The 22,761-nt window shown below is 68.7% G+C and carries 20 protein-coding genes and 1 pseudogene; 13 read left to right on the forward strand and 8 right to left on the reverse strand.

Going from position 1 to position 22,761, the window contains the following annotated elements; genetic code table 11:
• Positions 1–47: 47 nt before the first annotated feature.
• Entirely contained in the window at positions 48–896 is an 849-nt protein-coding gene (locus K4B79_RS41610; RefSeq protein ID WP_232032646.1) for an oxygenase MpaB family protein, read from the reverse strand.
• 148 nt (positions 897–1,044) lie between these two features.
• Here K4B79_RS41610 and K4B79_RS41615 point away from each other — a divergent pair, with 148 nt between their 5' ends.
• Entirely contained in the window at positions 1,045–2,565 is a 1,521-nt protein-coding gene (locus K4B79_RS41615) for an ABC transporter substrate-binding protein (protein WP_232032647.1), read from the forward strand.
• A gap of 6 nt (positions 2,566–2,571) precedes the next feature.
• Positions 2,572–4,308 (forward strand): ABC transporter permease subunit, encoded by a 1,737-nt coding sequence (locus K4B79_RS41620; protein ID WP_232032648.1) that lies wholly within the window; start codon positions 2,572–2,574, stop codon positions 4,306–4,308.
• 20 nt (positions 4,309–4,328) lie between these two features.
• Here K4B79_RS41620 and K4B79_RS41625 read toward each other — a convergent pair whose 3' ends face one another.
• From K4B79_RS41625 to K4B79_RS41635, 3 genes are all read right to left on the reverse strand, one after another.
• On the reverse strand, positions 4,329–4,802 hold the full coding sequence (locus K4B79_RS41625; protein WP_308280620.1) for a winged helix-turn-helix transcriptional regulator: 474 nt from the start codon (positions 4,800–4,802) through the stop codon (positions 4,329–4,331).
• Between the two features lie 67 nt (positions 4,803–4,869).
• Positions 4,870–5,460, reverse strand: coding sequence for a TetR/AcrR family transcriptional regulator (locus tag K4B79_RS41630; RefSeq protein ID WP_232032650.1), 591 nt, complete (start codon positions 5,458–5,460; stop codon positions 4,870–4,872).
• Between the two features lie 125 nt (positions 5,461–5,585).
• The gene (locus K4B79_RS41635) at positions 5,586–6,086 is read right to left on the reverse strand and encodes a PaaI family thioesterase (RefSeq protein ID WP_232032651.1); all 501 of its coding nucleotides are present in this window, start codon (positions 6,084–6,086) and stop codon (positions 5,586–5,588) included.
• A gap of 93 nt (positions 6,087–6,179) precedes the next feature.
• Here K4B79_RS41635 and K4B79_RS41640 point away from each other — a divergent pair, with 93 nt between their 5' ends.
• The 5 genes from K4B79_RS41640 (at position 6,180) to K4B79_RS41660 (ending at position 11,587) form a co-directional block, all read left to right on the forward strand.
• Complete coding sequence (locus tag K4B79_RS41640; protein ID WP_232032652.1) at positions 6,180–6,647, forward strand: winged helix-turn-helix transcriptional regulator; 468 nt, start codon at positions 6,180–6,182, stop codon at positions 6,645–6,647.
• Positions 6,648–6,917: 270 nt separating this feature from the next.
• Positions 6,918–7,751 (forward strand): alpha/beta fold hydrolase, encoded by an 834-nt coding sequence (locus K4B79_RS41645; protein WP_232032653.1) that lies wholly within the window; start codon positions 6,918–6,920, stop codon positions 7,749–7,751.
• 19 nt (positions 7,752–7,770) lie between these two features.
• Positions 7,771–8,676, forward strand: coding sequence for an alpha/beta fold hydrolase (locus tag K4B79_RS41650; protein WP_232032654.1), 906 nt, complete (start codon positions 7,771–7,773; stop codon positions 8,674–8,676).
• Positions 8,673–10,202: an FAD-dependent oxidoreductase gene (locus K4B79_RS41655; protein ID WP_232032655.1), complete on the forward strand. Its 1,530-nt coding sequence runs from the start codon at positions 8,673–8,675 to the stop codon at positions 10,200–10,202. The genes K4B79_RS41650 and K4B79_RS41655 overlap by 4 nt, the downstream gene beginning before the upstream one ends.
• 59 nt (positions 10,203–10,261) lie before the next feature.
• Complete coding sequence (locus tag K4B79_RS41660) at positions 10,262–11,587, forward strand: amidohydrolase family protein (protein WP_232032656.1); 1,326 nt, start codon at positions 10,262–10,264, stop codon at positions 11,585–11,587.
• 26 nt (positions 11,588–11,613) lie between these two features.
• Here K4B79_RS41660 and K4B79_RS41665 read toward each other — a convergent pair whose 3' ends face one another.
• The gene (locus K4B79_RS41665) at positions 11,614–12,240 is read right to left on the reverse strand and encodes a TetR/AcrR family transcriptional regulator (RefSeq protein ID WP_232032687.1); all 627 of its coding nucleotides are present in this window, start codon (positions 12,238–12,240) and stop codon (positions 11,614–11,616) included.
• A gap of 972 nt (positions 12,241–13,212) precedes the next feature.
• On the opposite strand from K4B79_RS41665, the gene K4B79_RS41670 reads away from it, so the two are divergent.
• Both K4B79_RS41670 and K4B79_RS41675 read left to right on the forward strand, forming a co-directional pair.
• Positions 13,213–13,854 (forward strand): hypothetical protein, encoded by a 642-nt coding sequence (locus K4B79_RS41670; protein WP_232032657.1) that lies wholly within the window; start codon positions 13,213–13,215, stop codon positions 13,852–13,854.
• 2 nt (positions 13,855–13,856) lie between these two features.
• Positions 13,857–15,968, forward strand: coding sequence for a transposase (locus tag K4B79_RS41675; RefSeq protein ID WP_232032658.1), 2,112 nt, complete (start codon positions 13,857–13,859; stop codon positions 15,966–15,968).
• A 5-nt stretch (positions 15,969–15,973) separates the two neighbouring features.
• On the opposite strand, the gene K4B79_RS41680 is transcribed toward K4B79_RS41675, so the two are convergent.
• Complete coding sequence (locus K4B79_RS41680; RefSeq protein ID WP_232032659.1) at positions 15,974–16,468, reverse strand: MarR family winged helix-turn-helix transcriptional regulator; 495 nt, start codon at positions 16,466–16,468, stop codon at positions 15,974–15,976.
• A gap of 133 nt (positions 16,469–16,601) precedes the next feature.
• Positions 16,602–17,828 (reverse strand): acyl-CoA dehydrogenase family protein, encoded by a 1,227-nt coding sequence (locus K4B79_RS41685; protein WP_067257809.1) that lies wholly within the window; start codon positions 17,826–17,828, stop codon positions 16,602–16,604.
• Positions 17,829–17,891: 63 nt separating this feature from the next.
• On the opposite strand from K4B79_RS41685, the gene K4B79_RS41690 reads away from it, so the two are divergent.
• The 4 genes and pseudogenes from K4B79_RS41690 to K4B79_RS48080 all read left to right on the forward strand — a co-directional run bounded on the left by K4B79_RS41690 (position 17,892) and on the right by K4B79_RS48080 (position 21,310).
• Positions 17,892–18,719, forward strand: a complete 828-nt coding sequence (locus K4B79_RS41690; RefSeq protein WP_232032660.1) for an SDR family oxidoreductase — start codon at positions 17,892–17,894, stop codon at positions 18,717–18,719.
• A 431-nt stretch (positions 18,720–19,150) separates the two neighbouring features.
• Entirely contained in the window at positions 19,151–20,638 is a 1,488-nt protein-coding gene (locus K4B79_RS41700; RefSeq protein ID WP_232032661.1) for an amidase, read from the forward strand.
• Positions 20,639–20,898: 260 nt separating this feature from the next.
• Positions 20,899–20,943: pseudogene (locus K4B79_RS48765) on the forward strand (hypothetical protein); the annotation flags it as partial.
• Positions 20,944–21,136: 193 nt separating this feature from the next.
• Entirely contained in the window at positions 21,137–21,310 is a 174-nt protein-coding gene (locus K4B79_RS48080) for an AMP-binding protein (protein ID WP_308280615.1), read from the forward strand.
• Here the strand turns inward: K4B79_RS48080 and lpdA are convergent.
• Positions 21,300–22,712: a dihydrolipoyl dehydrogenase gene (gene lpdA, locus K4B79_RS41715; RefSeq protein ID WP_232032663.1), complete on the reverse strand. Its 1,413-nt coding sequence runs from the start codon at positions 22,710–22,712 to the stop codon at positions 21,300–21,302. The genes K4B79_RS48080 and lpdA overlap by 11 nt on opposite strands.
• Between the last annotated feature and the right edge of the window lie 49 nt (positions 22,713–22,761).

Genomic DNA, 22,761 nt, shown 5'->3' on the forward strand with positions numbered 1-22,761 from the left:
CACCCGGCTCGTCGCGCCGCCACCCCTGGCTCGTCCAGTATGGCGAGCTATCGTCCGAGTTTGTACGGTGCCGGGCGGGAGCCCGGGCCGAGGCGGGCCATGGCGCGCAGGATGTGTTTGGGCGGGAGTTGCCAGCGCAGACGTGCGGGAACGCAGCGCAGCAGGGTGCCCGTGGCGCGCAACTGACGGGTGACGACCGCTGGTTCGGGAGCCCGTCTGCCGTACAACTCGTGGGCGTACGGCGGCAGAGCGGCGTACGCCAAATGCGCCACGCGCCGCCACAGCAGTGCGCGCGCCGGGACGAGGAGGGGATGCGTCGGCGGGCGGAGGAGGAAGTCGTCCACCTCGCGTGCCTCTTCTCCCACGGCGAGTTCCGGCCGCACCTTCTCGAAGTAGGCGTTCATCTCCGCCTGATTGCCCGGCACGGCCTCGGGATCGAGTCCCACCAGGCGGGCGCTCGCGCGGTGTTCGCCGATGTACCGGTCGGCCTGGGCGTCGGTGAGGCGCAGGCCGGAGCGGCGGGCGACGTGCAGATAGGAGTCGATCTCGGCGCAGTGCACCCACAGCAGCAGCTCGGGTTCGTCGACGCCGTAGCGCTCACCGGTGTCGGGGTCGGTCGCCCCGAGCATGCTGTGGATCTTCCGCACGCGGGCGCCCGCCTTCTCGGCGGCCTCGGTGGTGCCGTAGGTCGTGGTGCCGACGAAGTTCGCGGTGCGCAGCAGCCGGCCCCAGGCGTCGTGCCGGAAGTCGGAGTTCTGCGTGACGCCGCGCACGGCGCGCGGGTGCAGCGCCTGGAGGTAGAGGGCGCGGACGCCGGCCACCCACATCATCGGGTCGGCGTGCATCTGCCAGGTCACGGAGGAGGGCCCGAACAGCCCCGGGTCGGCCTCGCTCATGGGCCTCACCCTGCCATGCACGGCTCGCCGGGTCGATACCGCGGGTAAGGCCCGTCCGTTTGTTGAGATTTCACCCACCCGAGTGAAGTTCGGTAAGGCTCCCCTTATAAGCTGGCGCCCGCTCGTTCACTCGTACGACAGGACAGACATGCGCGCCACGTCCCGCGGCCTGATCGCCGCGCTCGCCCTCACCCCCTTGCTGACCGGCTGCTTCGCCCAGAGCGACGGCGGCGGCGAGGGGACCGCCGAGGGGACCGGGGGCAGGCTGCGGGTCGCGCTGGCCGTGCCGCCGGTGCAGGCCCTGTCGCCGTACAGCAACGACGCCACCGTGCTGAGCAAGCTCTCGGTCGCCGAGGGTCTGACCGCGCTGAGCAAGGAAGGCACCGCCGCCCCGGCCCTGGCCAGATCGTGGACGCAGAAGAACCCCACCACCTGGACCTTCGAGCTGCGCAAGGCCACCTTCCAGGACGGCACCGCGGTCACCGCCGAGTCGGTCGTCAACGCCCTCGACCACGCCAACAGCGCCGCGACCAAGCCGCGCGTCCTCAGCGATGTCACGCTGACCGCGAAGGCCGACGACGCCGACACCGTCACCCTCACCACCAAGGCGGCCGACCCCGTGCTGCCGCTGCGGCTGGCGAGCCCGGCGCTCGCGATCCTCTCCGCGAAGGCCTACGCCGAGGACGGCACCGTCAGCCCGGTCGGCACCGGCACCGGCACCTTCCGGATCACCAGGCTGACCGGGAAGACCAAGGCCACTCTCGACCGCTACGACGGCTACTGGGGCGGCAAGGCCAAGGCGCCCGGCATCGACGTCACCTGGATCGCCGACGGCACCGCCCGGGCCAACGCGCTGCGCGGCGGCGACGTCGACATCGCCGAGTGGATCCCGACCGCCCAGGCCAAGCTGCTGGCCGCCGACACCCGGCACGAGGTGCCCTCGGTCCGCACCGACAGCCTGATCCTCAACACCGGCGGCGGCCTCTTCACCGACCCCGCGCTGCGTGCCGCGGCCCGTGAGTCCGTGAACGGCTCCGCCCTCGTCGACTCCGTCTTCGGCGGCTACGCCGATCCCGCGCAGGGCCTGTTCGGTCCCGCCGTCCCCTGGGCCGCCGAGGACCGCGTGCCGGTGACCGGCCGTGCCAAGGCCGCCACCGCGGCCGAGGTGAAGGCGAAGACCAAGGGCAGGACCCTGCGCCTGGCCAGTTACACCAACCGCGCCGAGCTTCCGGAGGCGGCGACCGTCCTCCAGCAGCAGCTGGAGAAGGCCGGGTTCACGGTGAAGCAGGACGTGCGCGAGTACACGCAGATGGAGGCCGACCTCCTGGCCGGCAAGTACGACGCGCTGGTCTTCTCCCGGGTGACGCTCCTCGACACCGGCGACGCGGTCGCCTACCTGGCCAGCGACTTCATGAGCGACGGCGTCTACAACATCGCGGGCCTGAAGGACCCGGCCGTGGACAAGGCCGTCAAGGCCGCCGCCGAGGAGGGCGGCACGCAGGAGCGCCGGAAGAAGATCATGCAGGCCGAGGCAGCGATCCTGCGCACCGACGCCGTGCTCCCGCTGGTGCACGAGCAGGCCGTGCAGGGCATCGCCACCGATGTCGAGGGCGTACTCCTCGACCCCCGCGAGCGCTCCCTCGTCGACGTCGACACGCACCTGAAGTAGCCCCGGATGACGGCCCTTCACGGCAGTGCCGCCCGCCGCTTCCCGTGGCAGGCGGCGCTCGGTCGCCTGGTCGCCGGGGCCGCCCTCCTGACGGCGGTGGGCGTGCTGCCCTGGCTGTCCGGCACCGACCCGGCGCTGACGGTCCTGCGCGCCCGCTCCGCCGACCAGGATCCGACACCGCAGCAACTGGACGCCGTACGCGCACAGCTGGACCTGGACCAGGGGCCGTTGGCGCATCTTCTGCACTGGCTGGGCGGTGACGCGGGCGTCTCCTGGGTGTCCGGTGACGCGGTCCTGCCGCAGATCACCAGCGCCCTGTCGGTGTCGCTGACACTGATGCTGGGCGCGCTCGTGGTCACCCTGCTGGTGGCCGCCCTGGTCTGCGTCCCCACGCTCGTCCTCGGCTCCCGGCGGCGGCTGGCCCGGGACCGGGCGGGCACGGGTGCCGCCGTCCTCGCCTCGCTCCCGAAGTTCCTGCTGGCCTCCGTCCTGGCGACGGTGTGCGGGGTGTGGTGGGGCTGGTTCCCCTCCAGCGGCTGGGAAGGCCCGCAGTGGATGGTGCTGCCCTCACTCGCGCTCGGCATCCCGTCCGGCGCGATGATCGGCGGAATGCTCGACCAGTCCCTGCCGGCCGCCTTCCACGAACCGTGGGCGCGGTCGGCGCACGCCTGCGGCCTGCCACCCTCCTACCTCGCCCGCAACGCGCTGCGGCGGACCCTGCCGGGCGTACTGCCGCAGTTCCTGCCGACCGTCGTGGCGCTGGTCGGCGGAGCGGTCGCGGTGGAGAAGATCTTCAACATCCCGGGACTCGGCCGGCTCGCGCTGGACTCCGCGATCGCCCAGGACCTCCCGGTGCTCCAGAGCACGACACTGGCCCTGGTGCTGCTCGGCGTGGCCGCGGGTGTCGTCGTACGACTGCTGCGCCACGCCCTGCTCGGCCGGCCCCTGCGGGACGGCGCCCTGCCCACCCTGCACCGGCCCCGGCTCGTACCGCCCCGCTCGCTGCGCTGGATCGCCGGAGGCTGTGCGCTGGTCCTGCTCGCCCTCGTGGTGGCCGGGCTGCTGCGCGACCCCCTGCACGTGGACACGGCGGCACGGCTGTCCTCGCCGTCCGGCGCCCATCCCCTGGGCACCGACTCGCTCGGCCGCGATCTGCTGGCCCGGCTGGGGCACGGGGCGCTGCGCACGGCGGGCGTGGCCTTCGCGGTGACGGCGGTCAGCGCCCTGACCGGGCTGCTGCTCGGGATGGTGCCGCGGGCGAGCGCCGGGCTGACGGAGGTGACGGCGACCCTGCCGGCCGTTCTCGCCGGACTGCTGATCGCGGGCGTCACCGGACCCTCGGTGTGGGGTGCCGCCTGCGCGGTGTGCGTGGTCGGATGGACGCCGTACGCCGCCCAGACCGCCGCGCTGCTCGAACAGGAGCGTGCGAGCGGGCACATCGCCGCGGCCGTCTCCCTGGGCGCGGGCCGGGCGCACCTGCTGCGCCGGCACCTCCTGCCCGCCGTCGGCCCGGCCCTCCTGCGCAACGCCCTCCTACGGCTGCCCACCACCGTCCTCGTGCTGGCCTCCCTGGGCTTCCTCGGCCTGGGTGAGCAGCCGCCCACACCCGAGTGGGGACGGCTGCTGTCCGAGAACCAGCCGTACGTCGAACTCGCGCCCTGGACGGTACTGGGTCCCGCCGGGGCACTGGTCCTGCTGTCGGTGCTCGCGGTGACGGGGAGCGCGCTGGGGCGACGGGCCTGACCCCGGCCCGGCCGCTCAGCTCACTCCGGCGACCTCATACGGAAGGCCGGGCCGGGGACGCTCTCGATGTCCTCCGCCTGCACCGGGTGGCCTCGTTCGCAGCGAATCTCGACGTCGACCCGCGCGCCACACTCATGGTGCCGCGCCAGTACCGCCGGCCCTTCGGGATCGGCACGGTAACGGTCACCCCACTGCAGCAGTCCCATCACGGCCGGCACCAGATCCATGCCCTTGGGGGTGATCACATACTTCGGCCGGCTCCGCGAACCGGGCTCCTTGTACGTCTCGGTCGCCAGGATTCCCTCCTCCACCAGCATCCGGAGCCGCGCCGCGAGGAGGTTGCGAGGACAGCCCAGGACGCGTTCGAAGTCACCGAAGCGGGACGAGCCGTACCAGACCTCGCGCAGGATCAGGATCGTCCACTTCTCGCCCACGACCTCGAGGGTCCGGGCGATCGAGCAGTTGGACGTGTCCCGGTCGAGCCGAGGGTTCATGCCGGTGTCCTGAAGGACTTTGGTCCACGCATCCATGGGAGCAATGCTAGCCGAGTTTGGTTTACTTTTACATACCCAGCCCGGCGTCCAGCAGGGCGAGGCCGTTGACCACTCCCTGTTCGAGGAGTTCGTGGGCGAGTTGACGGTCGGTCAGGGCACGGGCGAGCTGCAGGGTCCCCGCCATCAGGCCGAGGAGGCTGAGCGCCTTCACGCGCGCGGAGGACGGATCCTCGGGCGCCAGGCGGGAGGCGATGCCGTCGATGAGGATCAGCACCCCGTCGGTGTACGCCTGCCTGGTCATGTCGCCGCAGCGCCCGATCTCGTCGAGGAGCGCGGCATTGGGGCAGCCGTCGCCGATGTCGTCGCGGTGCTGGGGCGACAGGTATCCCCGCACGATCTGTTCGATTCCGGCACGGCCAGGCATGGCGCGCGCGACGACGTTCTCGGCCTGGGCCTTCAGCTGGTCGGCGATGGCCGTGGCGACGAGGTCGTCCTTGGATGCGAAGTGAGCGTAGAAGGCCCCATTGGTCAGCCCCGCGTCCTTCATGAGCGTCGAGACCCCGGAGCCGTCGATACCGTCCTGCTTGAAACGACGGCCCGCCGTCTCGATGATCCGGCGCCTCGTCTCCGCCTTGTGCTCTTTTCCGTACCGCACCACAGCACATACTCCTTCACCGGAAGGACCGGGTTGCCCTTCACCGGCTTCACCACTCTATGATATTACGAACATACTCCAACAGGGTGGCGGCGGTGATGTGGGGTGAGCGTCGGGCTTGCCGACGCTCACTTCCGCGCGGGAGGTACCGGGAAGAGCATGCAGCTACTGGTGGCGTGGGCGAGCAGTCGGTCCCTGCCGTCGACCAACTGCGCTTGGGCGAGGGCTGTTTGGCGTCCCTGGCTGATCACCGTGCCGATGGCGCGCACCGTGCCGGTATCGACGGTGATCCGTCGCAGGAACTTCACCGTCAGGTCGAGCGAGGTGTAGGCCATGCCCTGCGGAAGGGTCGACTGGACGGCACAGCCCGCCGCCGAGTCGAGCAGGGTGGCGAAGATGCCACCGTGCACACTGCCGATCGGGTTGTAGTGCTCCTCCCCCGACGTCAGGGAGAAGACCGCCCTGCCGGGCTCCACCTCGTCCAGGGTGAAGTCGATGGAGTAATTGATGGGCGGCGCCGGCAGTCGCCCCTCCTTCAGCTCGCGCAGGAAGTCGATGCCGGCCATGCGTCCGGCGGCCTCCGCCAGGATCGCGGGATCTTCCCACTGGTACGTACGCGTGCGTCCCACGACCGGGCACCTTCCCGTCTGACTTTTGCAAGTGAAGCTAGCCACCCACTCACCTGACTGCCAATAACGAAGCCAGATGCCTACGATGACGGGATGGAGTGGCTTGAGGCGAGCACGGAGAACTGCCCCGTCCAGCGCACGCTCGACGTGGTCGGAGAGAAGTGGACCCTGCTGATCCTGCGGGACGCCGTCAACGGAGTCCGCCGCTTCGACGACTTCCACCGCCACATCGGCCTGTCGGAAGCCGTCCTCAGCGACCGCCTCCGGAAACTGATCGCGGCCGGCGTCCTGAAGACCGTCCCATACCAGGAGCCGGGCAGCCGCTCCCGCAACGAGTACCACCTCACTCGCAAGGGCTGGGACCTGTGGCCCGTCCTCATGGCGCTGAGCCAGTGGGGCGAGACGTACGCACTCGGCCCGGAGGGCCCCGTACTGGACGTCCGCCACAGCGACTGCGACGCCCCGGTCCGCGTCGTCGTCGAGTGCTCCGCGGAGCACTCGGCCCTCACCCCGCGCGACGTCACGGCCCGCCTCGGACCCGGCGCCCGCCTTCGGACATGACCCTTCGGACCTGAACGGTCACGCGCCCCGTCGGCTGCGGGCCGGACGCCCCTGTTGACCGGGCTCACCGGCTGACACCAGGCCACATTCACTCGGCGGTCGTCAGATCCACCGCGGGCGAACAGCCGCCGCCCGGCGACCCCATGCCGCCGCACCTGCCGGTCGACCACTCACCCCCGAAGCGCCCGCTCGTCGTCGCGGGCTGCGAAGCCACGACTTCCCAGGACCCGCACTTGACACGATCACCTTATCGGCAACAGTGTATCCATTATGAGCACCTGGTCTGAGCCGCAGCCCGATTCCCGGTTCGTCGTGGTGGGGGGATTGCGGATCCACTACAAACGCGCCGGCGGCGGCCCGGCACTCGTCCTGCTGCACGGCAGCGCGTCGTCGCTTCAGCACTTCGACCGTGCGGCGGACCTGCTGTCGGAGTCGTTCGACGTCATCCGCCCCGACCTGCCGGGGTTCGGCCTGACAGGCCCTCGCGCGGACCGCGACTACCGCATCCCCGCCTATGCCGCGACGGTGGCGGACTTCCTGGAGGCCCTGAGCGTGCCGCGCTACGCGGTGGCGGGCAACTCACTGGGCGGCAACATCGCCTGGAACCTCGCGCTGGACCACCCGGAGCGGCTGACCGGCCTGGTGCTGGTCAACGCCACCGGATACCCGGAGAAAGAGATACCGGCAGGCATGCGCCTGACACGCAACCCACTGCTGCGCCCCCTGCTGCGGCGGGTGATGCCGCGCGGTGCCATCGAGCGCAACCTGCGCTCGAACGTCGGCTCGCGCTCCACGATCGTGGACGACGCCATGGTGGACCGCGCCCACCAGCTCATGAACCGGCCCGGGAACCGCTCGGCCTTCGTCGACTTCTGCAACACGGACCAGCCCGACCGCAGCGCGCAGATCCCCCGCATCGCGGTGCCCACGCTCGTGCTGCGCAGCGCGGGCATCGACGGCCAGCACTTCACCCGTGACATCCCCGGTGCCACGGAGCTGGTGCACCTCCACGGCGGTCACCTGCTGCCCGAAGAGGAGCCCCAGTGGGTCTCGGACGCGATCGCGGAGTTCCTGCGCTCCTCCACCGACACCCCCACGCACTGAGGCCGAGGAGGCCCGTTCCATGAAGTACTTCGTCGCACCGGGCGAGGACCGACGGCTCACCGCCGCATCGCGGCAAGCCCTGCGCGGCAGTTTCGTCGAGCTCTCCGACGGCGTCACGCACTACGAACTGAAGGGCCCCGAGGACGGCGAACTGGTCGTGATGGCGGGCGGCCTGACCATCCCGCTCTTCTACTGGGACGGCCTCGTCACCGAGCTGAACGCCCGCGGGCTGCGGACTCTGACCTGCAGCGCGTACGGCCGCGGCTACTCGGACCGGGTGCGGGCGCGATACGACGAAACCCTCTTCACGCGACAGCTGGCCGAGCTGACCGAACGGCTCGGCCTGACCACGCGGCCACTGCACCTCGTCGGCACCTCCATGGGCGCACTCGTCGCCATGAACCACGCCGCCCAGTACCGCTCGCAGGTGTCCACCCTCACCATCGTCGGCCCCGCCGGTCTCGCGAAACCGCGGCCGACCTCCCCTCACCGGATACTGCGCAACGATCTGCTGGCCGGTGTCGTCGCCCGGCGGCGCGGCCGCCGGATACTCCAGGGACACCTCGGGCACAACGTCCGCGACCCCGGGCTCGGCGCGAAACTGACGGACATGGTCCTTGACGCCTTCCGCTTCGAGGGTTCGCTGTACGCGGTCTTCGACACGCTGCAGCACCTACCGGTCTCCGGCCGTGACGAGCTCTTCCGGCAGACGGGCGCGCTGGGCATTCCCACGCTGCTCCTGTGGGGCGACGAGGACGCCGTCACGCCCCTGGCCCACCTCGACACGGCTCGCGCCCTGCTGAAGCCGCTGCATCGTCATGTCATTCCCGAGTGCGGGCACATGGCCCCATTCGAACGCCCGCGCCACGTCGCCGACCAGCTCGTCCCGTTCGTGGCCGCACCCGCCGAAAGGCTCGACCGATGAACAACCCTCAGGTCATCGACGTACTGGTCATCGGTGCGGGCCCTTCGGGCTCCGCCGTGGCGATCGACCTCGTACGGCGGGGACTCGACGTACGGATCGTCGACAGGTCTCCCCATGCCTTCGACGGCTCCCGCGCCAAGGGCGTCCAGCCCCGCAGTCTCGAAGTCCTCGAAGACCTCGGTGCCCTCGACGAGGTGCTGGCCGGCGGCAGCATCTACCCCAAGCTCGGGGTCCACGCGGGCCCCCTCGCCGTGCCCTGGAAGATGTTCCCCCACCGGGAGGCGACCCCGGACGTCCCCTACCCGAACACCTGGCTGATCCCTCAGTTCCGCACGGACCGCGCCCTGCACGCCCGGCTCGGCGAGCTCGGCCGTGAGATCGAGTTCGGCAGCGAACTGACCGAGCTGACGCAGGACGAGGACACGGTGGTCGCCAAGGTGGCGGGCGCGGACGGCACCGAGGAGATCGTCGCCCGGTACGTCGTAGGCGCCGACGGCGGTTCCAGTGCGGTGCGCAAGCAGCTCGGCATCGGGTTCGTCGGGACGACGCACGAGAGCGACCGGATGCTCATCGTCGATGCCACCGTGACCGGGCTGGCCCGCAACCGGTGGCACATGTGGCCCGGCCGCGGCGGCAGGCGCATCGGCGCCTGTCCGCTCCCCGGCAGCGGCATGTTCCAGTGGATGATCAGCCTCGGGCCCGACGAGGCAGCGCCCTCCGACAAGGACGACATCCTCCGGCGGATCCACGCCCACACCCGCGACCGGCGCATTCAGCTGCACGACATCCACTGGACGTCGGTGTTCCGACCGAACATCCGCTTGGCGGAGAACTACGGCCGGGGACGCGCCTTCCTCGTCGGTGACGCCGCGCACGTCCACACCCCGGCCGGCGCCCAGGGCCTGAACACCGGTATCCAGGACGGCTACAACCTCGGCTGGAAGATCAGTCAGGTCCTCGCCGGGGCGAGCGCGGCACTGCTGGACACCTACGAGGCGGAAAGGCAGCCGATCGCCGCCGGGGTGCTTGGCCTGTCCACGGAGAAGTGGGGCGGCATGTCCAAGCTCGACCCGTCGAGCATGAAGCGGGGCAAGGACGAGCAGCAACTCGCCCTGACCTACTACGGCGGTCCGCTCGCTCCCGCCGACGGCATGCGCACCTCGACGCTGCGCGTGGGCGACCGCGCCCCGGACGCCGGGCTGCTCCGCGCCGACGGGACCGGGACCCGGCTGTTCGACGCCTTCCGCGGGCCGCACTTCACCGCCATCGCCTACGGCGCGGGCGCCGCCCGGGATCTCGACGTGCTCGCCTGGCAGACGTCCGGCGCTCGGCTGGAGCGGCTGAAGGTCGGGGCGAGAGCCGCCGACGGTCTCGCCTTCTCCGACCCCGAGAACACGTTGAAGAGCGCTTACGGCCTTGACGGCGACACGCTGCTGCTGATCCGTCCCGACGGCTACATCGGGCACATCGCCACCCGGGACTTCCTCACCACCACTCAATCCGCCGCGCGGGCCATGACGCCATGAGCAAGGAGCCGCACCATGTCCCAGCACAGCCGCACCTCCCCCGGCCGGAGGTCCACCGTATGAGCCGCGTACTGCTGCGCGGGGCGCAGGTCATCACGATGGTGCCGGGCCGTCCGGACGCCGAGCACGCCGATGTCCTCGTCGACGGTGACCGCATCGCCGCCGTCGGCGACAACATCGAGGCACCCGACGCCGAAGTCGTCGACTTCTCCGGCCGGATCGTCATCCCCGGCCTGGTCAACGCCCACCTGCACACCTGGCAGACCGCTCTGCGCTCCGCGGGCGCCGACTGGACACTGATGGAGTACCTCACCCACCTCCACGGCGAGTGCGTCGGGCACTACACCCCGGCCGACATGCACATCAGTAATCTCGCCGGCGCACTGAACCAGCTCAACTGCGGTACGACCACCCTCGGCGACTGGTGTCACAACGTCCTGTCGCCCGAACATGCCGACGCCGCCGTCCAAGGCCTGGCCCAGGCGGGGATCCGCGCCGTCTTCCTGCACGGCACGCCCTACCGTGCGCCGGACGTCCCCCACCCCCTCACCGAGATCGACCGGCTGCTCGACGGCCCCGTCCGCGACCACGCCCTCCTCACCCTGGGCATGGCCCTGCAGGGACCTCAGTACTCCTCGCCCGAGACGGCGGTGGCCGACTTCCGGGCCGGCTCGGAACGCGGCCTCGTCGTTTCCCTGCACCAGAGCGGCGGAGAGCCCGCACCCGGCTGGGAAGCCGTGCGCGCCGCCCAACTGTTCAGCCCTCTGACCAACATCGCGCACGGGATCGACCTGCCCGACGACTGGCTCAAGATGCTCCTCGAAGCGGGCGTCACCTTCACCACCACCCCGGAGAACGAACTGGGCCAAGGACACGGCACACCCGTCACCGGGTCCCTGCTGCGCCTGCACGGGGCGCCCTCCCTGGGCACCGACATCGACACCGCCGTACCCGGCAAGGTCCTCACCGCGGCCCGCATCGCCCTGGCCCACCAGCGTGGCCTGGACCATGCCCGACACCGGCAGGAGACCGGCATGCACGCCGGCACCGCTTCGGTGACCGCCAGACAGGCACTGGCCTGGGCCACGGTCGAGGGGGCGAAGGCGCTGGGCCTGGCCGACCGGGTGGGCCGGATCGAGGCGGGCATGCAAGCCGACCTGGTCGCCGTGGACGCCCGGGCAGTCAACCTGTGGCCGGCACACGACCCGGTCGCCACGGTCCTGCACGCCGACATCGCCAACATCGAAGCGGTGATGGTCGCCGGCACCTGGCGCAAACGCGATCACGCCCTGCTCACGACCCGACTCGACGACGTCAAGGACCAGCTCCGCGAATCCGGAGAGCGGCTGCTGCACAGCATCGGGCCCGCAGGCCCTCGGACCTGACTCGTCCGAGTGATCACGTCGCTCGGTCAGACCTCGTCGCGCAGGCGGGCGAGCCCGCTGAGAAGCAGGTCGAGGCCGAAGGAGAACTCGTCCTCGATCGGAACCGGCATCACCCCGGCCACGGCGACGGTGGCCGGGAACAGGTCCGGATCCACGCTCCGAAAGGCGGCCTCCGCCCGGGTGTCGTCGGGTCGTCCCGCGCCGCCGTGCCCGTTGGCCTGTACGGCGAACCCGAGGACGTAGCGGGCCAGAGTCGCGTACGCGTACGCGGCGACCCGCGGCGGGAAACCACTGCCGAGCAACACCGCGACACAGCGCTCCCGCAGCGCCATGGCGTTCGGCCCCAGCGGAATCTGCTCGACCATCAGACCCGCCGCGTTCCGGTGCCGGGCCAAGGCGTCGAACATGGCGTGCGCGACCGTCCGCAGCGCCCGTTCCCAGCCCATCGCGAGGAGCTCGTCGCCCTTCAGCTCCACGACGCCGAACATGCGGTCCACGACATGAGCGATGAGGTCCGCCCGGTTGTCGAAGTGCCGGTACAGCGTCGCCGTGCCCGAGCCCAGACGCTGAGCCAGCGTCCGCATCGACAGAGCGTCGGAGCCGTCCTCGTCCACGATCCGCAGTGCTGTGGCGACGATGCGCTCCAACGGCACCGGCGGCCGTCCCGGAGAACGCCGAGCCGACGCCGCGCCCGCCCGCGCGGGAACAGGTTCTGCCACGGAACGTCCCACCTCCTCAAACAGCCGTAACAGCAACACCGTAACCGATATGAAGACCGGTGATCGGACGAGTGCCGGAGGTGGTCGCGTTCCCTGTGACCACAGACGCTAGGTGTCTCCGGAGCACTACGCTGACCTGCACTTTTGCCAACCACATTCAGCAGTATGGGGAGCTGTCTGCCGAGGATTCTTGGCACATCGGTACAGATTCGAAGGCCTCCCTGCCTGCACCGACGACGCCCCTTCCTCCTCCGGTTGCCTCCAATGGCCCATCCCCAACCACGACGTCACGTCGGCGTCCTTCCCAGAGGGCCGCTGGATCACTCCCTCGAAAACGGGGCGGCGGTCTTCTATCTGCCGACGACGCTGCTCGGGTGAGCGTGTCGCGGAGGCCTCCGCTCTTCCCCGCTCAGATCACTGCCATATGGCGACTCACCTCCGGCCTACGCGCCCCCTGGTTGGACCGTCAGCCTTTGCTGGACTTGGTCAGTGGGGGGCTCAGCACCTCGGGACATCTCCCTGAGACCGCCCAGCAAGGGTGCTGCGTGATGACCGTGGGAGGCGCACCCCTGGTATCACGGTGCGATGAGGCGTTACGAAGATCCAGAGGCCCTTAAGATGATCTTCGTAATTTCCATCGCACTCTTGGCATGTAAGGCGGAGACGTGGCTCCCCAGCCCCCGCTGCTCGATCACTCGCCAGTTGGCGCATCGAGCGCTACTGTCCCCTGGTCGGACACATCGACATTGCACGATCTCGCCCGAATGCATGCCATCTCAGCTGACGCCGTCAGTCAACTGGCCATGCCGTCGGACTGGACTGCCCGGTGGACTACGGCGTGGCGTTTCGGACGGACGCTCGTCGGTTGCACCGTCAGGAACCTGGGCGAGGTCGACGTGCTCTCAAGTGTTCCTGTGCGCCGCTTCACTTGGCGTACCGATCAGTGGCATCGCCCCGGCCTTGGAATATCTGGTCAGTACCGACCGTCACCACGGTTTCGAGAGTTTCGAGGAGGAACTCCTCCTTCTGGCAGCTGACTTCTCAGGATCTCTTGTGGAGGCGCTGACTCAACCGTTCCGTCTGCGCTTCCAGAGCGTCAACGGCAGCGTCGAGCACATCCCGGACTATCTTCTGCTGACCGACGACACGCCGTGGCTCATCGATGTGCGGCCTTCAGCACGGATAGAACCTGAGGACGAGGTCAAGTTCGCCGCTGCGGCCGAGGTCGCCCTGATTGCTGGGTGGAACTACGCGGTGGTTGCTGGTTGGCACGACCATGTAGTAGGCCTGATCGATACGCTGTCCGCCGGACGAAGGCACTTGACCGACCCACTGCGGCTACAGGAGCAGCTGCTTCTGGCGGCAGAAGACGGTCCACAACCGTTCGGGACCCTGGTAAGGCGCTGCAGCCTGGAAGCCGTTGCCCGGGCTCATGCGATCCATCTGTTGTGGCATCGCCAATTGGGCCTGCAGATTTCTGGCCCTCTGACCGACGCGAGCACGATCCGCCTGTCCCTCTCTCGCCGCCCGGCGAGTGGGAGTTGGTGACAGTGACCGCTGCAGTTGCCTGGGACCTCTCGCCGGGAAACGAGTTCGTCGTGAACGGCGTGCCGTGGACAGTGGAGGCATTTCAACCCCAAGTCGGAAAGGTGGTGCTGGTCCGGCCCGAGCATGAGGCTTGGAAGACGTCGGTGCGGCAGTTGATGCACCATCCGAACATCAGGCCGTCGACACGAACGAGGAAGGACCTTCCGGCCGCCAGCCGCGGGCGGCAGCCAAAGGGCGTTCTCGATCTGCCGCCGAGCAAGCGGCCACTCGTGATGTTGCGGGTGGACCATTTGCGGGAGGTGGAGACCGGGTTTCGCAGCGGTGATCCGCTGAACGCGCTCCCCGGAGAGCCGAAGCCGCAATACGATCCGAACTCCACCACGTTGACCGAGCGCCGTCATGCCAAGGTGCGGGAGCTGCGGCAGGACACGATACGCAACCCGGATCTGACCGCCGCCCACTGCTTGGACAAGGTCAGCTACCGCACTCTGATCCGCTGGGATCTGGACCGCCGCCGCTTCGGTCCGGTGGGATGTGCGGACGACCGGTGGCTGCGGGAGGCGACCGGCCGTCAGATCTCAGCCGCGGTACGTGAGGCGATCTTTGCGGTACGCCACGAGACCCTGCACCGCTCCAAGCTGACAGCAAAAGACCGTGAACGGCTGATCCATCAGTACGTACGCGAGGAGTTCGGGAAGGACGAGCCGGTACCCAGTTACGAAACCCTCCGGGTCGTGTGGAAGGAGTGGTTCGGATCAACCGGAGCCCGTCAGCGCTATGCCGTTTCAGCTGCACGGGCTCAAGCGGTGGCGACAGGTAGGCACGTGGTGGTCAGTCGGCCCGGGCAAGTAGTGGCGCTCGACACGACGGTACTCCCGGTCAAAGTCCGTGGGCAGGTCTTTGGCGACCCGGTGTCAGTGCATCTGACGCTGGCTCTGGACGTATACACGCATTCGATCGTGGCTTTCCGACTCACGTTGGTCTCGGACACCTCAGTAGACGTCGCCATGATCTTGCGGGACGTCATGATGCCGCTGCCCATGCGCCCGGACTGGGGCGAGGAGATGGAGTGGGCCTATCCCGGGGTTCCCGGCAGCGTGATCGCGGAATTCACTGATGTCAAGGTCGCTGGGCTACCGTTCTTCGCCCCGGAGACCGTGACCACCGACCACGGCTCGGTGTACAAGAATCACCACCTGATCGAGGTTCAGCGGGTGATCGGCGCGACGATCCGGCCGAGTCGGGTGCTGCGGCCGACCGACAAGCAGGCGGTGGAGCGAGCCTTCGGCGCGATCCAGTCCCTGCTGTTCCGGATTCTTCCGGGCTACCAGGGCGTCGACAGCTCAGATCGCGGCATCGATCCGGAAAGTGACGCATGCATCACCGTGGCGGAGATGGAGCACTTGATTGCCACCTGGGTCGTCAGGATCTGGCAGAACCGCAGGTTCGGTTCCTACGCACCCAGTTGGGATCCTGCTGGTGATCACAGTCCGAATACCCTGTTCGCGGCGTCCATGGCCCAGGGCGGCTTTGCACTGCAGATCCCGCCGGCGGAGTTGTACTACCAACTGCTTCCTACTCATCGGGTGATGATTCACGGCCGACGCGGCGTAAAAATCAGAAATCTCTGGTACGACGGGGAGGCACTGAACGAGTGGCGTTTCCGTCCGTCTGGCCGGGGCGGGGCGGCGAAGAACAAGTACGTGTTCCACCGGGATCCACGTGATCCATGTTTCGTTTTCTTCCAAGATCCGCTCACTCATGAATGGCATCAGTTGCGTTGGGTGGGCCTTCCGGACGAGGGCCGAATGCCCGCGTTCAGTGACGCCCGCGTACGGCAGGTAATGCGCGAGCTGCGCAATCAGGGGCTGAAGCCGAAGTCCGACAAAGATCTACTGCCCCTGTTGCTGGACTTGATCGGGAGCAATGTCCCCGTGGACCAATGGCCCACCCGTATGACCAAGGCCCAGCGAACCGAGCACGCCCGCGAAGAGGCCCAGGCCACAGCGGCGGCAGCCGACCGACCGAAGCCCTCCCCTGCCCCTGCATACGGCCCGGCAAGCCGACTTCACCATAACCGGGGCATAGCGCTATACCTCGGGGCGATCCCCTAGAGCCGTTAAGCCCGTTTCCCACCGTTCTGCTCCCGGACGGTGTCGAACAGGGACGTCAGAGTGGGACTTGCCGCGAGACTGCCCAGCAGGACGTGAAGCGACTGCCGTTCCGTGGCACCCAGGTCTGCGAGGATTTCGCCGTCGAGATCTACGAGTGTGTGGTTGAGGCGGGCCAGGACCTTGCGCCCTTCGGTGGTGATGTCCACGGCGTAGCGGCGACGATCCTGCGGATCTCGTGTCCGCTCCGCGTATCCGGCGCGCTCCAGGTCGTCGAGACTCGTCACCATCGTCGCGGGGTCGATGCGCAGGAACGAGCCAAGTGCCAGTTGCGGCATCGCACCGTTGTCCACCAAAGCCTGCAGGACGCTGTAATGCCGCACCCGCAGGCCGGTCCCGCCAATGCCGTCCTCGGCGATCCTGAACGCCACCTGCCCGAGTTTGACCAGCAGGCAGATGGTGTGTTCGGCCACTGTCCCCGGAACCAGCGGAGCCTCGGACATCGTTTATCCCGCCCATGGTTAGTCGTACGTATGGTCCTGTCCATCGTACGAGAAGGCCCGAGGCACCAGGACCGCTGCAGGCCGGCGAGATTCCCCACCTTCCGCCGGCTTACGGCCGGTGCGTCCTGGGTGCTCAGCCGACGATGGCCCGACCGAAGATCTGCCGGGCTATGACCCACTTCTGGATCTCGTTGGTGCCCTCATAGATCTCGCCGATCTTGCTGTCCCGGTAGATCGCCTCGACGGGGCCGGGGCTGCCGTCGGCACCCAGTTCGCGCGCGAAGCCGAGGCCTCCGAAGGCCTGGACGGCGTCGCGCGCCATGTCCACCGACAGTTTGGTGGCGTAGTACTTCGCCATCGCGGCCTCGGGCTCCGGGGACGGGTTGCCCGCGTCCAGGCGCAGGGCGGCCTTGGTGTAGAGGGTGCGGGCGTTCTCGATCTCGGTGGCCCGTTCGGCGAGCAGGAACTGCCAGTGCTGGTTGGCGGCCACCGGCTTGCCGAAGGCGTGTCGCGTCGACAGGTGGGCCACGGTGTGGTCGAAGGCGGCCTGCGCCATGCCGACCCCGGCAGCCGCGATGCCGATCCGGCCGTAGGTCAGAGTGGACAGTGCATGGCGCAGTCCGTGTCCCTCGGCGCCACCGAGGAGATCGTCGTCGGTCAGGTGCACATCCGTGAAGCGGACGTCCGCGGTGAGCTGGCCGCGGTTGCCCATCTTGCGGTCGGGAAGGCCGACCTCCACTCCGGGAAGCGCCGTGTCGACGATGAACATGCTCAGCCGGGTGCCGGTGCGGGCGAGAACCACCACGAACCCGGCGACGGGCGAGTTGGAGATCCACCGCTTGTGGCCGTTCAGCACCCAGCCGGCCTCGGTGCGTATCGCCTCGGTCTGAACCGCCTGCGGGGACAGGTCACTTGAGGCATCCGGCTCGGTGGTGGCGAACGCGCCGACCACCGAGCCCTCCGCGACCTTTCGCAGCCATCGCTGCTGCTGCTCCTCGGTGCCCTGCCGCAGGGCGTTGCCCGCCAGGATGCAGTGCACATCGAAGACGGCCGCGACGCTGCTGGAGTAGTAGGCCAGTTCCTCGATGGCCGCGGCGGTGGCGCTCGCCGGGTGGGTCAGACCGTCGCCGCCGACCTCGCTGGGGAAGGGGATCCGGAAGACCCCCGCCGACGCAAGCCCGTCAAACACCTGCCGGGGGAAGCCGTCCGTGCGCTCGTCGCCGCCCGCGATCGCCACGGCGTGCGGAGCCACTTCGTGCTCTGCGATCCGGCGCACGGCAGCGCGAACGGACTGTGTCTCTTTGGGGGCCAGGAGCTCGTGGTAGAGCCGGTCGATCTGGCGTGCGGGAGTGGAAGTCATACGCGGAAGATACCATTAGCATCGCGTACGATTAGCTCGGCAATCTATTTTGGAGGTTCGACCATGACACAGACGCTGACCGACAAGACCATCCTGATGTCGGGAGGCAGCCGCGGCATCGGACTCGCCATCGCTCTGCGCGCGGCCCGCGACGGTGCGAACGTGGTGATGCTCGCCAAGACCGCCGTGCCGCATCCGAAGCTCGAAGGCACGGTCCACACCGCCGTTGACGAGATTGAGCGCGCGGGCGGCAAGGGGCTGGCCGTCGTCGGTGACGTCCGCGACGAGGACGATGTGCGCACCGCTGTCGACGCGGCGGTCAGCGCCTTCGGTGGCATCGACATCGTGGTGAACAACGCCAGCGCGATCGACCTGTCGTCGTCGGAGCAGCTGGAGATGAAGCGGTACGACCTGATGCAGGACATCAACACGCGTGGCACGTTCCTGCTGAGCAAGGCCGCTATCCCGCACCTGCGCAAGGCGGGCAACCCGCACATCCTCACGCTCTCCCCGCCGTTGAACCTCGCGCCGCACTGGGTGGGGAAGCACCTCGGTTACACGCTGTCGAAGTACGGCATGAGTCTGTGCGCCATCGGGCTCGCCGAGGAGCTCGCCGCCGACGGCATCGCCGCCAACTCGTTGTGGCCGAGGACCCTGATCGACACGGCCGCCGTGCGCAACGTGGTCGGCGGCGCCGGACAAGCCCGTAGTCCGCGGATCATGGCTGACGCCGCGTACGCCATCCTCACGCGTGACGCGCGGAAGTGCACCGCCAACCTGTTCATCGACGACGAGGTCCTGTCGGACGAGGGCGTCACCGACCTGTCCGTCTACAGCCCTGCCGACTTCGAAGGCGATCTCGCGCTCGACATATTCGTCGATCCGGCCTGATCCCACACTGCTCAGTCGATGAACGCGAGGGCGTTCTCGATGCCCTTCTCGAGGACCTCATCGGCGAGCTTCGAGTCGAAGGCGGCGCGGGACAGCTGCAGCGACCCAGGCCTTCGCAGCGGTCGAACTAGTCGATCAGGGCGCGGAGGGACATCCGACGCCGCACTGGTCCCGGTGCTCGGGCGACAGATAGCCGAGAACGAGATCCTCGAAGCTGGGCAGCCGGGCCGCAGAGTGCCGTGCCGCGCCGCCTGCATGCGTAGCTCCTCTACGACGACGTTGGCGACGAGGTCGGCCCCTTCATGCCACAGGATCCTCCGTTCATTCCGCAGGGCCATTGCCTTGCACGTCATCCCGAGCCTATGGTCTGTCGAATGTAATGTTATGACTCACATTTGATGGCGCCGTCAGAGTCAGAGATGAGGCATGCCGTGAGTGACGTCCCCTTCCAGCCCGCAGTGGAGCAGTCACGCGCGCTGGCCGCGGGTGAGATCTCGAGCCGGGAACTCGTCGAGCTCTATCTTGAGCGGATCGCCACCCATAACACCGTGTTGAACGCGGTGGTGACCCTTGACCCCGAGCGGGCCCGTCGCGAGGCCGGGGAAGCGGACGCCGCGCGGGCGGCCGGGCAAGACCTCGGTCCTCTGCACGGTGTGCCGATCACGGTCAAGGACAGCTTCGAGACAGCCGGGATGCGCACCGTCTGCGGGCGAACAGACCTCAAGGACTACGTGCCCGACCACGACGCCGAGGCGGTCAAGCGGCTGCGTTCGGCCGGTGCCGTGATCATGGGGAAGAGCAACATGCCTCCGGGCAACCAGGACGTCCAGGCCGACAACCCGGTGTTCGGTCCTTCATCGAACCCGTGGGACACGACCCGTACCTCGGGCGGATCCGCCGGGGGCGGCGCCGTCGCCACCGCCGCGGGCCTCACGGCGTTCGACTTCGGCTCGGAGATCGGCGGATCGACCAGGATCCCGTCCCACTTCAACGGCCTGTACGGGCACAAGTCGACCTGGCGGTCCATACCCCTCATCGGGCATGTGCCCTACGGCCCGGGCCCGGGACGATGGACCGAGGCCGACATGGGCTGCGGCGGCGCGCAGGTCCGCGACGCCCGTGACCTCGTCCCGATCCTGCGGGCAACGGTCGGGCCCGCCGACTACGACGGCGGTTTCAGCTACACACTCGCACCGCCGCGCGCGACCAAGCTCGCCGACTTCCGGGTCGCCGTCTGGAGCGAGGATCCCTCGTGTCCGGTCGACAGCGACGTCGCGGCTGCCGTTGACGACGCGGTCGCTGTGCTGCGGACGGCCGGCGCGAAGATCACGGTGCAGCCCGCCGGCCTCCCTGTCGACATCGCGACGAATCACGAGAAGGCCTTCCAGCCCCTGCTCTTCGGCGCGGGCGACCGCACCGGCCTCGCTCCTGCCTCCAGCGCCGCGGTGCTGGCCCGGTTCGTCCAGCACCCGCGGGGTGACGCCGGTCCCGCCCTGCTCGGAACCTTCCAGTCCCACTATCACTGGCTGCAGGCCCACATGGTGCGCAATGAGATCCGGCAGCGATGGTTCGAGTTCTTCCAGGACTTCGACATCGTGCTCATGCCGGTCACCCCGACGGCCGCCCCCGCCCACCACAACAAGCTGATCGACTGGTTCGGGCGGCCATTCGAAGTCGAAGGTGTGCGACGCCCTTACTGGGACCAGGTCAAGTGGAACGCCGTCGCCAACGTCTCCGGAGGCCCGGCGACGACCATCCCGGTGCGCAAAGGCAGGAGCGGACTGCCCATCGGTCTGCAGGCCATGGGCCCGACCGGAGGCGATCTCACCACCATCGAGTTCGCCGCCCTGCTGGGCCGGGAAGTAGACGGCTTCGTGCCGCCTCCGGCCTTCGTCCAGACCCCCACCACTGGACCCTGACCACCCGCCCGAAAACCCCGAAGAACGACGATGCACAGCTTGAGCCGCAACGCGTCACGACTGCGGACGGATTCCGCGTCACGACTGCGGACGGATTCCGCGTCACGACTGCGGACGGATTCCGCGTCACGCTACCCGGAACGCACCGCGATCGTCTTCGTGCTCGTCTCGCGCGGGATCCAGCCCGGGGACAAGGTCGCGCTGTCCTGCCCCGATTCTCCAGCATCTACTTCGGCATCCTCAAGGCCGGCGCCGCGGTCGTGCCGCTGAACGTGCTGTTGCAGGGCCGCGAGGTCGCCTACCACCTCACCGACTCCGACGCGAAGGGCGTATTTCGCCTTCGAGGGCACCCCGGAGCTGCCGATCGGAAAGGCCGCCTGGAAGGGATTCCGCGAGAGCGCGGACTGCACCGAGTTCTTCCTGATCGAGAGCGGCGGCGCGCCGTAGTCCGGGGACGAGACGCCGGAGTCCTACACCTCGGTCGTAGCCGAGCAGCCCGTGACGTTCCGGACGATCGAACGCGACGAAGACGACACAGCGGTGGTCCCCTACACGTCCGGCACCACCGGCCACCCCAAGGGCGCGGAGCTGCGTCACCGCAACGTGTATGACAACGCGCTCGCCGGCATCGACCTGTTCGTTTCGAGGGGGCAGCGCCCTGCTACATGTTGATCATGTGGCCGGCGAGGCCGTGGACGGCTTCCTTGACCGCTTCGCCGAGGGTGGGGTGGGCGTGGACGTTGCGGGCGACCTCGTGGACGGTGAGGTCCCACTGCTGGGCCAGGGTCAGTTCGGGGAGGAGTTCGGTGACGTCGGGGCCGATGAGGTGGCCGCCGAGGAGTTCGCCGTACTTGCCGTCGCTGATCAGCTTCACGAACCCGCTCGCGTCCCCCAGGCCGTGGGCCTTGGCGTTCGCGGTGAAGGGGAACTTGGCGACCTGGACGTCGTAGCCCTTCTCCCTGGCCTGTGCCTCGGTGTAGCCGAAGCTGGCGATCTGCGGCTGGCAGAAGGTGGAGCGCGGGATCATCACGTAGTCCAGCTCCATGGTCTCCGCGTCCGCGATCGTCTCGGCGGCGACCACGCCCATCGCCTCGGCGGCGTGCGCGAGCATCAGCTTCGCGGTGACGTCGCCGATGGCGTAGATGTGCGGTACGGAGGTGCGGCAGCGGCCGTCGACGTCGATCGCGCCGCGCTCGGTGACGCGGACGCCGGTGTTCTCCAGGCCGTATCCGGTGACGTTCGGGGCGAAGCCGATCGCCTGGAGGACCTTGTCGGCCTCCAGGACCTGCTGGGTGCCGTCCTTGCCGGTGACCGTGACACGGACCTGCGGGCCGGACTCGTCGATCGACTCGACGCGGGTCGAGGTCAGCACCTGGATCCCCAACTTCCGGTACTGCTTGGCCAGTTCGGCGGAGACCTCGGCGTCCTCCAGCGGGGCGATACGGTCCAGGAACTCCACGATCGTGACCTTGACGCCGTAGTTGTGCAGGACATACGCGAACTCGACGCCGATCGCGCCGGCGCCCGCGATGACGATCGACTGCGGGAGGTCCTCGGCGAGGATCTGCTCCTCGTACGTCACCACGCGCGCGCTGCGCTTGGTGCCGGGCAGCAGCTTGGGGCTCGCCCCGGCGGCGATGATGCAGTTCTCGAAGCCGATGGTGCGGGTGTTGCCGTCGTAGTCGGCCACCTGGAGTGTGTGCGGGTCGAGGAAGGTGCCGCGTCCGCTGATTTCGGTGATCTTGTTCTTCTTCATCAGGTAGTGGACGCCCTTGACCCGGCCGTCCGCGACCTTCCGGCTGCGGCGGAAGGCCTCCCCGTAGTCGAAGGAGACCTCACCCTCGACCTTGATGCCGAAGGTCTTCGCCTCGCGCGTGAAGATGTGCGCGAGCTCGGCGTTGCGCAGCAGGGCCTTGGTGGGGATACAGCCCACGTTCAGGCAGACGCCGCCCCAGTACTTCTCCTCGACCACCGCGACGCGCTTGCCCAGTTGGGCGGCCCGGATGGCGGCTACGTATCCGCCGGGGCCCGCGCCGAGTACGACGACGTCGAAGTGCTCACTCTGCTCGTCCATGGACCTTTCCTTTCCACTGGGACGGTCGACTCCACGTCAGTGGCCGACT

It is taken from the genome of Streptomyces lincolnensis, assembly GCF_021173675.1.
GTDB classification, from domain to species: Bacteria; Actinomycetota; Actinomycetes; order Streptomycetales; family Streptomycetaceae; genus Streptomyces; species Streptomyces lincolnensis_B.